Annotated in this window: 12 protein-coding genes and 2 pseudogenes; 9 read left to right on the plus strand and 5 right to left on the minus strand. The window is 44.3% G+C overall.

Annotation, left to right across the window (positions count from 1 at the left end):
• Positions 1-4 precede the first annotated feature (4 nt).
• Positions 5-1,888, minus strand: a complete 1,884-nt coding sequence (locus BDI_RS10170; RefSeq protein ID WP_011966665.1) for an ABC-F family ATP-binding cassette domain-containing protein — start codon at positions 1,886-1,888, stop codon at positions 5-7.
• A gap of 99 nt (positions 1,889-1,987) precedes the next feature.
• Here BDI_RS10170 and ung point away from each other — a divergent pair, with 99 nt between their 5' ends.
• From ung to BDI_RS21190, 8 genes and pseudogenes are all read left to right on the plus strand, one after another.
• Positions 1,988-2,650 (plus strand): uracil-DNA glycosylase, encoded by a 663-nt coding sequence (ung, locus tag BDI_RS10175; RefSeq protein ID WP_011966666.1) that lies wholly within the window; start codon positions 1,988-1,990, stop codon positions 2,648-2,650.
• A 27-nt stretch (positions 2,651-2,677) separates the two neighbouring features.
• Positions 2,678-3,388 (plus strand): DUF169 domain-containing protein, encoded by a 711-nt coding sequence (locus tag BDI_RS10180; protein WP_011966667.1) that lies wholly within the window; start codon positions 2,678-2,680, stop codon positions 3,386-3,388.
• Positions 3,378-3,689, plus strand: a complete 312-nt coding sequence (locus tag BDI_RS10185; protein WP_005854515.1) for an MGMT family protein — start codon at positions 3,378-3,380, stop codon at positions 3,687-3,689. Before BDI_RS10180 ends, BDI_RS10185 begins: the two co-directional genes overlap by 11 nt.
• A 559-nt stretch (positions 3,690-4,248) precedes the next feature.
• Positions 4,249-4,374 carry a DUF417 family protein gene (locus BDI_RS20745; RefSeq protein ID WP_197730312.1) on the plus strand — a complete coding sequence of 42 codons (126 nt, stop codon included), beginning with the start codon at positions 4,249-4,251 and terminating at the stop codon, positions 4,372-4,374.
• Positions 4,375-4,388: 14 nt separating this feature from the next.
• Positions 4,389-5,471: a peptide-methionine (R)-S-oxide reductase MsrB gene (msrB, locus tag BDI_RS10195; RefSeq protein WP_009018127.1), complete on the plus strand. Its 1,083-nt coding sequence runs from the start codon at positions 4,389-4,391 to the stop codon at positions 5,469-5,471.
• A 116-nt stretch (positions 5,472-5,587) separates the two neighbouring features.
• Entirely contained in the window at positions 5,588-6,397 is an 810-nt protein-coding gene (locus BDI_RS10200) for a helix-turn-helix domain-containing protein (protein WP_011966669.1), read from the plus strand.
• Positions 6,398-6,507: 110 nt separating this feature from the next.
• A pseudogene (locus tag BDI_RS21185) lies at positions 6,508-6,897 on the plus strand (AraC family transcriptional regulator); the annotation flags it as partial.
• A 63-nt stretch (positions 6,898-6,960) separates the two neighbouring features.
• Complete coding sequence (locus tag BDI_RS21190) at positions 6,961-7,377, plus strand: pyridoxamine 5'-phosphate oxidase family protein (RefSeq protein ID WP_227154481.1); 417 nt, start codon at positions 6,961-6,963, stop codon at positions 7,375-7,377.
• A 116-nt stretch (positions 7,378-7,493) separates the two neighbouring features.
• On the opposite strand, the pseudogene BDI_RS10210 reads toward BDI_RS21190, so the two are convergent.
• Positions 7,494-8,350: pseudogene (locus BDI_RS10210) on the minus strand (AraC family transcriptional regulator).
• A 147-nt stretch (positions 8,351-8,497) separates the two neighbouring features.
• Here BDI_RS10210 and BDI_RS10215 point away from each other — a divergent pair.
• The gene (locus BDI_RS10215; protein WP_008780073.1) at positions 8,498-9,148 is read left to right on the plus strand and encodes a pentapeptide repeat-containing protein; all 651 of its coding nucleotides are present in this window, start codon (positions 8,498-8,500) and stop codon (positions 9,146-9,148) included.
• On the opposite strand, the gene BDI_RS10220 is transcribed toward BDI_RS10215, so the two are convergent.
• The 3 genes from BDI_RS10220 to BDI_RS10230 form a co-directional block, all read right to left on the minus strand.
• Positions 9,145-9,405, minus strand: coding sequence for a GNAT family N-acetyltransferase (locus BDI_RS10220; protein WP_005864416.1), 261 nt, complete (start codon positions 9,403-9,405; stop codon positions 9,145-9,147). The genes BDI_RS10215 and BDI_RS10220 overlap by 4 nt on opposite strands.
• Positions 9,406-9,408: 3 nt before the next feature.
• Positions 9,409-12,648: a hypothetical protein gene (locus tag BDI_RS10225; RefSeq protein ID WP_011966671.1), complete on the minus strand. Its 3,240-nt coding sequence runs from the start codon at positions 12,646-12,648 to the stop codon at positions 9,409-9,411.
• A 131-nt stretch (positions 12,649-12,779) separates the two neighbouring features.
• Complete coding sequence (locus BDI_RS10230) at positions 12,780-13,784, minus strand: sugar phosphate isomerase/epimerase family protein (protein ID WP_005854495.1); 1,005 nt, start codon at positions 13,782-13,784, stop codon at positions 12,780-12,782.
• Positions 13,785-13,797: the final 13 nt, after the last annotated feature.

A 13,797-nucleotide genomic window follows, 5' to 3' on the forward strand; every position in this document is an offset into this window, starting at 1 on the left:
TTACTTATGCCAGCTCACTCAACTCCAGCCAGCGCATCGTTTTCTCGTCGATCTCTTCCATGACTTGGGTGATCCGTTGAGATTTAGCCATAAGCTCGTCCGTAGACAAAGTACCACTGCTCATAGCGGTCTCCAACTCCGCCTTCTCCGCCTCCAAAGCCGGTATCTCCTCCTCTAGGGCCTCGAACTCTTTCCGTTCCTTGAAAGTGAGTTTTTTCTTTTGCTCATTGACAGGACGAGACGGTTTCTCCGGAGCCGGGTTTTGTCTCGCTTGCAAAGCAGCCTCCGCCTCTTTTTCCTGTTGGTCTTGCACATCTTTCCAATCCCGGTACTGCGTATAGTTGCCGGGGAAATCCTTGATATCAGCGTTACCCCGGAAAACCAGCAGGTGATCTACCACCTTATCCATAAAGTAACGGTCGTGGGAAACCACGATAGCACACCCCTTGAAGTTACGAAGGTATTCCTCCAATACGTTCAAGGTCACGATATCCAGATCATTGGTCGGCTCATCAAGCACCAAGAAGTTCGGGCTACGCATCAATACCGTACATAAATAGAGGCGACGCTTCTCGCCACCGCTCAATTTATAAACGTAATTATGCTGTTTCTCCGGCGTGAACAGGAAATAGTTCAAAAACTGGGACACTCCCATCTTCTGTCCGTTACCCAAATCCACGTATTCGGCGATCGCCTGCACCACGTCGATCACTTTCATTTGCTCATCGAACTTCAAGCCATCTTGACTATAATAGCCAAAGCGAACGGTCTCGCCCACATCGAAATGGCCGCTATCGGGAGCCACCTCCCCCATCAGCATCTTGATAAAGGTAGATTTGCCCGTACCGTTATTCCCGACAATACCCATCTTCTCGTAACGGGCGAAAATATAGTTGAAATCCTCCGTAATCTTCAAATCACCGAAACGTTTGCTTACATTCACCGCCTCGAAAATCTTCGAACCGATGTAAGAAGCCTTCACGTCCAAGTTCACCTTTCCAGTATCCCGTTGTTGCTTCGCTTTCTTTTCCAGCTCATAAAAGGCATCGATACGGTACTTCGCTTTCGTGCCCCGTGCCTGCGGCTGGCGGCGCATCCAATCCAGTTCCGTACGGAGAAGATTCTTCGCACGCTCCACGTCGGCGTTCATCGCCTCGACACGCTCTTGGCGTTTCTCCAGATAATAACTATAATTACCTTTATACGAATAGATTTGTTTATTATCGATCTCGATGATCTCACTACAAACACGATCCAAGAAGTAACGGTCGTGCGTCACCATCAAGATACTGATATTGGCCCGGCTCAGATAATCTTCCAGCCACTCGGTCATTTCCAGATCCAAATGGTTCGTCGGCTCATCCAAGATAATCAATTCAGGGTCCGTGATCAAGACATTCGCCAAGGCTACCCGTTTCAACTGCCCTCCGGACAATTCCCCGATCTTCTGATTGAAGTTATGAATCTTCAACTGCCCGAGGATTTGTTTCGCCTTTTGCTCATAATCCCACGCCTTGAAGCTATCCATACGGGTAAGGATGTCCTCCAGATTCGAGTGATCCTCTTTCGCCATCGCCTCCTCGTACTCAGCTATCAACTGGACAGTCTCGTTCTTCGAGTGGAAGCAAGCCTGTAGCACGGTCAGTTCTTCCGGATAAGAAGGTGATTGCTCCAAATACCCGACCCGCAGGTCTTTCCGGAAAACCACCTCACCCGAGTCGTAATCCTCCTTACCACCGATAATATTCAATAAGGTAGTCTTACCCGTCCCGTTTTTGGCGATCAACCCGATCTTCTGTCCTTGCGCGACTCCGAACGTTATATCCTCGAAAAGAACCAAATCACCGAAGCTCTTGGTCAGCTTATCTATCTGAAGGTAACTTATCATGTTTTCTTATTTAAATTCAAATCGGAAGGCAAACTTACACAAAATCCTCGAATTTTAAGCTTTTCTCCGTACCTTTGGTGGAAGAATAAGAAAAACACCATGAATGTTAGAATAGATGAAAGTTGGAGAAAACGTCTGCAAGAAGAATTTGACAAGCCTTATTTCGAGCAATTGGTGACATTTGTCAAAAACGAATATAAGCAAGCGCACGTACTTCCTCCCGGGCCCCAGATATTCCATATATTTAACGCATGCCCGTTTGAGAAGGTAAAAGTCGTTATCTTGGGACAAGACCCCTATCCAAATCCGGGGCAATACTATGGGGTCTGCTTCTCGGTACCCGATGGCGTGGCGATTCCCGGTTCCTTGATGAATATATTCAAAGAAATCTACGATGATCTTGGGAAACCGATTCCTTCCTCCGGGAATTTGGATCGTTGGGTAAGCCAAGGCGTATTTCCGATGAATTCCGTCCTCACGGTCCGTGCCCACCAAACAGGCTCGCACCGGAACAGGGGATGGGAAACGTTCACGGATGCCGTTATCAAGAAATTAAGCGACGAACGGGAAAATCTAATATTCATGTTATGGGGCAGTTACGCTAAAGCCAAGATTTCCCTTATCGATACGAGCCGACATTTGGTCCTAACGACCGTACATCCATCTCCCCGCTCCGCCGAATATGGTTTCTTCGGTTGTAAGCATTTCAGTAAGGCTAATGATTTCTTACGGGGTAAAGGCATCCCGGAAATCGATTGGTAAGTATAAATCAACCTAAATCAATCGCATATGGATATTCAAACGTTTATCGACAACTATCAGGAGACATTCTCCGGCAAAGCGGAATTACCGATCGCTTTCTGGTATTCCGATACTCTATCGGGAGAATTAAGGAAGACGCAAGGTTGCCTGTTTAAAGCGCTTCCCGCCATAAGGAACGGGGAGATTATCAGCATGAGCGGAGAAAGCATCGGTTGCGGAGGTGGGAAATTCTATACCGGATTCACTCCCATGCCGGAACATGTACCTAACTTTGTTTCCTTGAAAGAACGATATAAGCAAACACCCGAGATGGTTCTGGAAGGCATCAAGAAGATAGATGTACAAAGGGCGACCAAGCAATATATCCATTTCGCAAGAATCGACCGGCTTACTTCCTTCGAGGATGTGGAAGGGCTTTTGTTCCTCGCTACCCCGGATATCCTGTCCGGCTTGGTCACGTGGGCGTTTTTCGACAATAACTCGCCCGAGGCCATCTCCACGCCTTTTGGCTCGGGATGTAGCGCAACCATTACGCAAGCCGTCAATGAGAACCGGCGTGGCGGGCACCGTGCTTTCCTCGGCTTCTTCGATCCCTCGGCCCGCCCTTATGTGGAAAGCAACGTATTGAGTTTCACGATCCCGATGTCTCGCTTCAAGGAGATGTGCGAGACGATGCGTATTTGTAGCCTCGATACGCACGCATGGGGCAAGATAAAAGCGAGAATCGATGAAGGCTGATTTTTACACGGAAGTTTACAACATCGTAAAGGAAATACCGGAGGGAAATGTGGTTACCTACGGGCAGTTAGCCAAACTCGCCCGGAGGCCACAATGTTCCCGCATGGTAGGGCAAGCCATGTTCAACGCCCCGAGAGAGCTGAACTTGCCTTGCCACAGGGTAGTAAACAGCCAAGGAAGATTGGCTCCCAATTGGACGGAACAAAGGGAACTGCTGGAAAAAGAAGGCATCGCTTTCAAAAAGAACGGGTGCGTGGATTTAAAGAAGCATATTTGGGCGGAGATATTGCCCATTATTTAAGATACGTCACGCCATCACAAAGCTCATTATCCCCAAAAAGCATATCAACGCCATTATCAATATAGATAACAAGGTGATTATTCTCCTGTGAGCATATTTTATCGAGACATGCAATATCCCGATAAACAACAACACGTATAGTATCGCCTCCGGATAACCCAACATTTGATACATATAGGGTATTTTCGTATATATGTATCCTTCAAAGGATCCCATTGTCGGCCCAATGGTTGATAGCAAGGACAATCCTAGGATTATTACGCCTAATTTCATTAAGCCGTTCTTTTCCTCAAAAAACACCTTCCGTAAAGGCAATAACACCAAAGCCAACAGTATCCCGCGAAATATCTGCAGAACAGGCCCTAACACCACGATTGGCTCATCGACCGGCTTCATAAATGAGGATATCACATCGGTAGCGAACAAATCCCGATAGTTCATCACCAAAAGGGCAAATACCCCCGCGACAAATCTTGTCAGTTTTTCTCATAACGACAGACTAAATTATCAAAGAACAAAAATTACGGATTATAGATTAAACATTAAGATGAACAAGAATATGAAATCAATTATCAGTTTCTTTAAATTCACCCCGACCGAGGCCGCCGGGATCAAGCCTTTGGTGGAGAACCATTTCCTGCTATTCTGGTTATATAATATAATGGATCTCATCCCTTCACGATAATAAAGAAAAAGTATATGAAACATCTAATTTTATTTATAGCTTTGCTAGTATCAAACGGACTAGCAATCGCGAGAACGACAATGAGTGATCAACTTTCAAAAACAACAAGAATGAATACCCAAAGTGAAATTTATTTTGCCGGTGGATGTTTCTGGGGAACAGAACATTTCATGAAGCAAATCGATGGCGTTACGAATACCCGAGTAGGTTACGCGAACGGGAAGATGAGTATCAAAAACCCGACTTACGAACAAGTGTGTAACGATAATACCGGATTCGCCGAGACAGTGGAAGTTAGCTACGATCCGCGACAAGCCGATTTGAAGTTATTGATCGAACTATTCTTCAAGACGATAGATCCGACAAGTATCAACCGGCAAGGCAACGATATCGGATCACAGTATCGTACCGGCATCTATTATACGAATACGGACGATCTGCCGATCATCAAAGAGACCGTGGAGGCATTGGCCAAGAATTATACCAAGCCCATCGTCGTAGAGATTCAGCCATTAAGTAATTTCTATCCGGCAGAAGACTATCATCAGGATTATTTAGATAAACACCCGGACGGTTATTGCCACATAAGCCCGGATCTATTCGATTTCGCCCGAAAGGCTAATAAGGGGAAAGCCTCGAACAAGCCTGTATCGCAAAAGAAATTCCAGAAACCGGATGATCAGACATTGCGCTCTAAACTCACCGCCGAACAATATGCGGTAACACAGCAAAACGCTACGGAAAGAGCTTTCAAGAATGAATATTGGAATGAAAAGCGTGAAGGCATCTACGTAGATATCACGACTGGGGAACCTTTGTTTATCTCTACCGATAAGTTTGATTCGGGTTGCGGATGGCCTAGTTTCTCCAAGCCGATAGACAAGAGCTTGGTGATGGAAAAAACGGATCTTTCCCACGGGATGAAACGGATTGAGATACGCAGCAAAACAGGAGATGCACATCTAGGGCACGTTTTTAATGATGGCCCAGCCGACAAAGGTGGGTTACGATACTGCATCAACAGCGCGTCATTAAGATTTATCCCTAAAGCAAAGATGGAAGAAGAGGGATATGCCGACTATCTCCCACTCCTATAAAAACAAATAAAAAAACATAGTTATGATTTGTTCAACTCATAACTATGTTTTGAAAATTTCATAACTATGATTTTTTAATAGTATCTTCGCCGTATAAAACAAGCGAAAGAAGCACTATGTATCACGAATTTACCCCCTGCGCAGCCTTAGTGCCCTTTATCGACAAGTTCTGGGTGTTCAAAGGCTTTACCGACATCGGGACACGTTTTAAGATCCTCGCGGACGGATGCACCGACTTTATCTTCTCAATCGGTAACATGACCGTCCCTACGGACGAGCATTCGATGATCATGCAGCCTTATCGTTCCTTTTTTGTCGGTCCCATGAGGTCTTATTCCAATCTTACCGCTACGACAGATTCCCTACATATGCTAGGAGTTCGTTTCCAACCCTGTGGGCTGGCAGCTTTCACGAATGAGCCTTTGGGACAGTTTGCCGATCTTCGCATCCAGTCTTCAGATATTAACCTTTTATTCGATAATTCCTTTGCCGAGATGCTTTGCGAACAACCGGACGATTCCGTCCGTATCCGCATTATCGAAGGCTATCTTATACGCCTTCTCACCCAATCCATTCAAGTAGACAGACAAATTATATACGCCACCTCATTTATAAAACAGTCCTACGGACAGCTACCCGTACAAAACTTGATCGACAAGATTTGCATCTGCCAGCGACATTTCCAACGTAAGTTCAAGGATGCCACCGGATATACCCCCAAAGAATTCAGCCGGATCATAAAATTCCAATATGCCATAGAAGTACTGAGGAACGCCCCACACACGGACTTAAGCAGCATCGCCTTAGATTGCGGCTACTATGACCATTCCCACTTTATCAAAGAATTCAAGCGTTTAGCGGGAGACGTTCCCTCTTACTTCCTGACTTTACCAAATCCTGCGGATGAACCGCTTACTTATATTTGATTAAAAATAAAATCGCAAGAATCTATCACATAAAAAGTCGTTTTTTTACAACCAGAAAGAATAGTCATTCCGTATGTTTGCACTATTGAACTTTTACAAATAAGAATCTTATGAATTACACTTTTGAACTAAAAGAACTACAAGCTACACACATCGTGTATCTTCATCATCAAGGAGATATAAGCTTGATCCCAAGCTCTATCAGAAAGCTTATGCAATGGGCCGGGCCAAAAGGACTTATAAACGGTCCGGCAAATAAACTGATATCAGTTTACCAACACGAAGGAAAGGTGTTAAGTGTGGATATCGGTTTAACAGTGCCTCAAGAGGTAGAGGGAGAAAGTGAGATCTCAAAAGGATTATTATCCGGAGGACTTTATGCGATCGGGCATTTTGAGATAGGAACGGATGAAATACCCGCCGCATGGAGCTTGATGTACACGCTTACATCCAAACACCAATGCAAACCTTGTGCGGGCAAATCATTCGAGATCTATCAAAGCATCCCCCTCGATCAACATCCACAAGATAAATGTATGATCGATTTATGTATACCCGTCCAGATGATAGACCTCAAGCTAATCGAGGAAAAAGCAATTTCCATATTAACGGAATGTGATACCGCTATGCTTGCGTCTGTTACGGAAGAGGGTTATCCCCGTCCGGTTCCTATGGGAAAAATAAAAGCGGATGGCATTTCCCAGATATGGTTCTCTACAGGCACGTTCTCTGATAAGACAATACAATTCCAACTCAACCCGAAAGCCGGAGTTTGCTTTATGAAAGGAGGAGACAGTATCGTGTTAACGGGTAAGGTCGAGATCGTTTCCGATATGGAAATCAAGAAAGCCCTTTGGTCTGACTGGATGTTCGCCCATTTCCCTGGAGGAGTAATAGATCCGAGCTATTGTATATTGAAATTCACTTCCGAAGAAGCGACTTATTGGATCGATAATGAATTTGTAAAAGCAAGTATATAAGTTATCACATCATACAATCGCATCTAAAATATTAAAAATCTTGATTGCCGCTAATTAGACAAGACGGCAATCAAGATTAATTCATTTATTCACTTCAGAAACCTCTCTAGCTCTTATTATTCTACCGCCACATAAATCTGAGTCAATAAATCCTCCGGCTTCGTATTACGAGGATCATTCAAGTAGATCTCGCCGCTAGGCACTTCTCGTAAGGAAAGACCCATCTCGGGGAGATATTTGCCGTAAAGCGTATCATACACAGCCCCTAATTGCTGATAAGTTCCCTTATAAAGAGCGACCATAAAACGCCCTTCCAATACCTTTTTCGTACCAATCTCCCCTTTAGGGCAAACCGCAGGAGCGACTTCCATACAAATATCGGTACGCAGCTTATCCGGTGAGGTCACTTTCGGATCATCATGGTACAAGCAGATCGGTGAAAAACTCAATGGCTGGATGTTTTGCTCCTTAGCAAATTGGAGCAAGCGCATCCAAGTTCCCGGATAATCGATTTCTTTATACCCTCCGTTTAAACGAATGTGGCTACTTGTTTACCGGGTAAATCTTTTACCTCGACCTTCAATTCCATATCGGGCATTATTCTATTCGGTTCCATAATTACATAATCTTTATTGTTTCTATATTCATTTGGAGAAATACCATAGAACTGGCGAAAAACCTTAGACAAAGAAGAGGGTACGTCATATCCTACTTTATAAGCGATCTCCTTGACAGGTATTTCCGTGTAACGCAAAAGCCGAGCGGCCGTCTCAACCCGCATCCTAACGATAAACGTACCGACCGGTTCCCCTAAGAACTCCGCAAAGATCCGATGAAAATGCCAACGAGAGAATCCGGATATCTCCGCCAGCTTATTTAGATCGACATCCTCGCCTAAGTGATTATTTATGTATTCAACCAATACATTGATACGTTGTTGATACTCTGTCTTTGTCGTTGTCTTTATTCGCATGATTCTTAGGATTTCAAGGCAAAAGTAGAAGAATTATCCCGAACACACTTTTCCGATATTGCTAAAATGAACTATAAAGTAAAGATATCGTTTATTTAGCCCAAATCCGTTATCTTTACCATCTAAATTAAAATAGGAAACAATAACATGTTGAAAATAACAGCGCCTAGATTGGTAAAAAACTTACGGGAGGATGTGGACTGGATGGATTGTATATCCAGACAAGAGGATGATTTTACAGAATGTTCTTTCAATGGATTATGCGTCGAGGACGTATCTAAACAGAACCTATCCGTTAATTCCTGCTTATTCACCAATTGTGGTTTCATTGCTTGCAATTATCGTAAATCTCAGTTTAGCGATGTGGTATTTAAGAACTGTGACCTATCAAATATAAATTTATCCGGATGTGGCTTTTACCGGGTAGAGTTCATTGGGTGTAAACTTACCGGAACGAATTTCTCCGAATCAATCTTTAATCATACTACCATCCGGGATTGCAAAGGAGATTATGTAATCTTCTCCATGAGCAAACTCCGGAACGTTTCTTTTAATCAATGCTTTTTACGAGGGGGCGGATTGGACAATTGCCAATTTACGAACGTTGAATTCGAACATTGTAATTTAGTAGAGGCGGAGCTTCACCGGACCTCTTTGAAAGGGATCGATCTCACTTCCTCCGAGATCGCCGGTATACGTATCGGCTCGATTCCCGGAGGAGAGTTGAAAGGTGCTACCGTAACCTCCTTACAAGCACTGGACATCGCTAGAATGTTAGGTATTACGATCAAGGATTAAAACTCCGGATGGCGTTTTAACCACACAACCGCATAGGAACAGGTAGCCAAAGGGCGCAACCCCTGTTCCTTTGCGTATTTATAAGCTGTTTCAACAAGAGTCGCCGCAATCCCACGCCCTTCCAAGTTTTTTGGGACAATGGTATGGATAATGTCCAAGGCATCTCCTCTTAAACGATATTCCACATAGGCTGTCAAGCCGTCTTCTACTACCTCGAAACGATGTTTCTCCGGATAGTGATTTACTGTATATTCCATTATTTATTCTTTTAAAGGTTCTATTTCCTTATTATTTGTATCAATCTCCTCCCGCTTATCCTTCTTTTTATCGAGACCGAAAAAGCGCTTTACCTTCGTGAAGAAACCTGCCACTTTCAAGGCCGCATCCTGTTCTTTTTTCGAGACTCCGACTGATTCCACCAAGGCTGGTCTTAGCATCTGCCATAGATAGTTAAACGTGGAATGATAGGGATCTCGCACAATTTCCATATCGACCTTACGCAATTTACTATCTTTTCGCTCCGGATGAGCCGGATTATTATCCCGTAGAACTAAGTTCGCCAATCTCGACAAGAAACCTTTTTGTGTGGTCTCTCCGTCTTTCTCTTTCAATAAAGCCACTTTCAATTTCCGGTACGGGAAGTCTAACCGTATCCGTCCTTTCCGGCTTGAGGCATCCATATGAAAGACCACATCCTGCGCCCAACCGCTCGTCACTTCCGCCGGAGCCAGAGGTTTTATGATCTCATTTAAGGAAAGCAAGTCTAGGCTATCCAAACGGGCATCCAATAGAAAGCGGTCATATAATGAATCCACGGGGAGTTGCCATGTAGCCGTGAAATGCCCCGATCCCATCAGGTTCCCGTCCGCATGCAATGTGATGAATTGCTCCGGATAGGAAACGATATTGGTCAAACCTGAAAATTGGCCGTTCATATCGGTAAAATAAAGCTTACCGAGCTTATCGCCTTTAACGGGTAATTCCTCATAAACCACGGAGAAATTGGCAACGGAAGCGGTATCTATCTTGAAACGGACCGGAGCCTTTTGTAAACCTTCATAAATCATCGGAACGATATGAGGCTCCACCGGGATCTTCCGGTTCTTTAAGTTTTGTAGTAAGACATCGTTTATCCAGAGTCCCCCCACACGTAATTCCTTGGTTGAGAAATATCCGGGAATATCCACGTCGTTCAATCTTACGTTCCCAACCTTCACGTCAAACCAATCTTGATGCTTAGGCTGTTTATAAGCGAATTCCATTTTAGAATAAGGCGAGACTAAATGTACGTGATCCAACCTCAAACCTGACTTTCTCAAATCCAGCCCCCCGATTTTCAAACGGTAGAAGCCGTTATCCAACGGTATATCGATATCCTTCGTCTGTAGCTGAAGATCACCTAATTGAAACGTCTTCTTCTTCAAATCCACAAACACATTCTCCAAAGCCAATTGGATATCCTTTTGGCTCTCAGTCCGCAATATTGTCGTATCCGATCCCCAAGACATAGAAAAATCACCATCGGATAAATCAAATCGGTCAAACCCGATCTGATAGATGCTATTCTTGGGAATCCGGATTCCCGCTAAAGAAATCAATGGGGTTGAAAAACGTATCGAGTCCTTTTTAGCGGCCAGGGTCACATCCTGTAGACGGAAAAAGCCGTTTACGGTGGATAGCGAACCTTTTCTTATAGTCACACGCAGATCCTTTCCCGGTAAGTAGTTATCGAAATCCCGGAAACTAAGACCAAAATGATCATACTTGAAAAACAATTGCCCACTCCGGTTCGTTTGCTCATCCACCAAGAAATTCGTAGCAAAGAAATCAAGGCCGTTGAGTCGGTACCGGGTCGTGTCATTTATCTCACGATCCTCCAATGTCACATTTGCATTCCGAATCTGGATCTTACGGATGGAAAGATACCGAAGGAAAGGATTTAACAAACTCTCCACATCCACACGGCTATTTACAGATGTGCTTTTCCCTTTATCCGGAGATTCAACGGAGGGCGTTTTATAATAAACCAAGCGAGGCGACCGAACCTTCAGTAAATCTGCGCTAACACCTTTGTCGTACGCCAACCCGTCTATCCAGATCGTATCGATACTTCCCGACAAATAATCATTGTGGGAACGAACAGACAACGGACGTAGTCGCATGCTATCTATATGAAACGAGCCTAAGGCCGTATTCATCGCCAAACGCTTGATATCGAACCGATGATTACGAGCCCTCATGATCCCTTGTATATCATTCGCCTCAAACGCAATGGAACGAAAATAATTCAGTTCCTCGCCCGGAGCTACCAAGGAGTCGATCAGAAGACCTTCCGCATGGAAATTAAACTCAGGGATCGAGAAGTCCTCTATCTGCCCTTTCAAGGCTAAGGAATAGTGAAGTGCGGTTCGCTCTATTCGTATTTGATCCACGGATATACTATGTAGTACTGGAGAGATCACATCATATAACGATAAGGCTTGCACCAAAGAATCCGCATCGGCATTCGCCTGCTTCTTCTCCCGAGTTAAGTCATACACCTTAATATCCGAAGATTGTATCTCAAAATTACGGGCGGACAAATAGTTCAAGGCTTCTTCCCGTCTAAAGTGAATCCCTTGTATCTCTACGGTTTGCACTTTCCCTTCCAGATAATTCGTAGGTTTCCGATTGGTCTCCCCCCACAATAATTCTTGCGGAAGCAATTGGATTTTTTGGATATAGATAATGGAATCTTGGGTACTGAGGCATATACTATCCGTCTCCAACCTAAAATCATTATTTACCAACAAGGTTTGCGGCTGGTTCGTGACAAAATCGAAGTTATCGCAATACAACAGCTTCCCGCTCCGTGAAGAGGTAGAATCCAACATAAAACCATACGCATGGAAACTTACGTTATTCAACGTATAGATAATCGGCGAGACTTGGTTTTCCACATTATAAGAGATACTGGCATTTTCCAAGTTCAAGGTCTTTACGCTCAGGGCATCTATGTATGGAGAGATCACCTCGTACAAGGTCTTCGATTCGGCATGCTCTACCGTATCTGCCGCCAGTCCGGAAACTAACGGGTTTGATCCGGAAGAGCCGTATACACGAACCTCCGGCGAGCGGATCTCAAAGGTATTGAAATGGAGTTGCCGGTAATTCCATCGCCATACCAAATTAATTCCCTTAAAATCTATCACCTCAATCCGGGTACTTACATAGGTATCGGGCAAGCTATCCAAGGCGGCCCAATGTTCAAAGACCTTAGAGTCCGGCTCCAATGAAACACCCTCTAGCCTTAGCTCTCCCTTGAAGAAGCTAATAGAAAGCTTATCGAAAGAAAGGCGATAAAAACCATCCGTAGCATTCGCCGTACGCTCTATCAGTTCTCTTTTCAGGTACCGCTCCAAACGACCTGTCAGGAAAAGATTCAAAACTAGGAACAATACAGCCAGCGATAAAACAGCGATCACCGTATGTTTCAATATCTTCCATATCCTAGAACTCATCCTTTCCTTGATTTTTGCGATATAAACTTCTTTTTATAAAAACAAAATAGACCCGTTTATGTTGCCTTTCATCTAATAAAAAAGCCCCGGAGTTTATTAACCCCGAGGCTTACGATCTATCGATTGTTACTTCATTTTACAAAAGGAGCCTTGATCAAATAGTCGGCACAATCCTTCACACCCGCAAATTGAGTACGTCCGTCCGGCATTTGCTCCAACTCTACAAAATAGTCTTTGATTCCGTTCGCGTACATTTGCTTGAATATCATCTCAAAGTTCATCATACCACTTTGGCCGAATACGGCACGATCCTTGATATGTAATACCTTGATACGATCCGGATGTTTCTGCATATACTCGACAGGATCGTTTTGTCCCATGACAGTCCAATAAACATCCATCTCGAAGTAAACCTTGCTCGGGTCCGTATCTTTCAGCATCAAGTCATAAATCTGGTCTCCGACTTTCATGAAGGCAGCGAAAGGATTTCCCTTCACTTTCTCCTGTTGCTCTTTCGTTGCGACACGATTGAACTCCATATTATGATTATGATAGCCAAAACCAGTGGCGATGCCCTCTGCCTTGATAACATCCGAGGCCTGATTGAAGATATCGCAAACAAGTTTAGCCTCATCGTGCGTAGTAATCGTCGGCATCATCGGCTGGATCAAATATTTACAGCCTAGTTTCGCATGATCGGCAGCCGTAGCTTTCCAATACTCCATGATCTTTGGGGTAACCTCCTTCGAGTATTTGAAAATCATAGCCTTAAAAGGGTCAGAGATAGATGTGTCTACCGGATTCACGTGCGAGCTAATGATCTTCAAGCCAGCGTCTTCCGCCATTTTCTTGAAGTCCATCATAGGAACACCTCCGATAGCGCCTTTACCATAACCCGCCAACTCCAGCTTGGAGTATCCCATATCCTTCACCTTCCGAAGATTAGCGGCCACGTCGCCTTTATATAATTCTTGGGATAAAGAATAGATCTGCAAGCCAATCTCTTTGCCGGCATGGACCTCATCCACAACTCCCAACGCAGCGTTCGCCGCATTTACGGAACCGGCTTTACCAGCCAGCAATCCACCAGCGGTAAAGAGAGAGATATTTTTTAAGAAATCCCGTCTGTTACTCATAACATCATTCTAT

It is taken from the genome of Parabacteroides distasonis ATCC 8503 (assembly GCF_000012845.1).
GTDB lineage: Bacteria > Bacteroidota > Bacteroidia > Bacteroidales > Tannerellaceae > Parabacteroides > Parabacteroides distasonis.

Excerpts from the sequence above, each read along its gene's own strand:
- BDI_RS10170 (WP_011966665.1), bottom strand. The coding sequence starts at position 1,888 with ATGATAAGTTACCTTCAGATAGATAAGCTGACCAAGAGCTTCGGTGAT.
- ung (WP_011966666.1), top strand. The coding sequence starts at position 1,988 with ATGAATGTTAGAATAGATGAAAGTTGGAGAAAACGTCTGCAAGAAGAA.
- BDI_RS10180 (WP_011966667.1), top strand. The coding sequence starts at position 2,678 with ATGGATATTCAAACGTTTATCGACAACTATCAGGAGACATTCTCCGGC.
- BDI_RS10185 (WP_005854515.1), top strand. The coding sequence starts at position 3,378 with ATGAAGGCTGATTTTTACACGGAAGTTTACAACATCGTAAAGGAAATA.
- BDI_RS20745 (WP_197730312.1), top strand. The coding sequence starts at position 4,249 with ATGAAATCAATTATCAGTTTCTTTAAATTCACCCCGACCGAGGCCGCC.
- msrB (WP_009018127.1), top strand. The coding sequence starts at position 4,389 with ATGAAACATCTAATTTTATTTATAGCTTTGCTAGTATCAAACGGACTA.
- BDI_RS10200 (WP_011966669.1), top strand. The coding sequence starts at position 5,588 with ATGTATCACGAATTTACCCCCTGCGCAGCCTTAGTGCCCTTTATCGAC.
- BDI_RS21190 (WP_227154481.1), top strand. The coding sequence starts at position 6,961 with ATGATAGACCTCAAGCTAATCGAGGAAAAAGCAATTTCCATATTAACG.
- BDI_RS10215 (WP_008780073.1), top strand. The coding sequence starts at position 8,498 with ATGTTGAAAATAACAGCGCCTAGATTGGTAAAAAACTTACGGGAGGAT.
- BDI_RS10220 (WP_005864416.1), bottom strand. The coding sequence starts at position 9,405 with ATGGAATATACAGTAAATCACTATCCGGAGAAACATCGTTTCGAGGTA.
- BDI_RS10225 (WP_011966671.1), bottom strand. The coding sequence starts at position 12,648 with ATGAGTTCTAGGATATGGAAGATATTGAAACATACGGTGATCGCTGTT.
- BDI_RS10230 (WP_005854495.1), bottom strand. The coding sequence starts at position 13,784 with ATGAGTAACAGACGGGATTTCTTAAAAAATATCTCTCTCTTTACCGCT.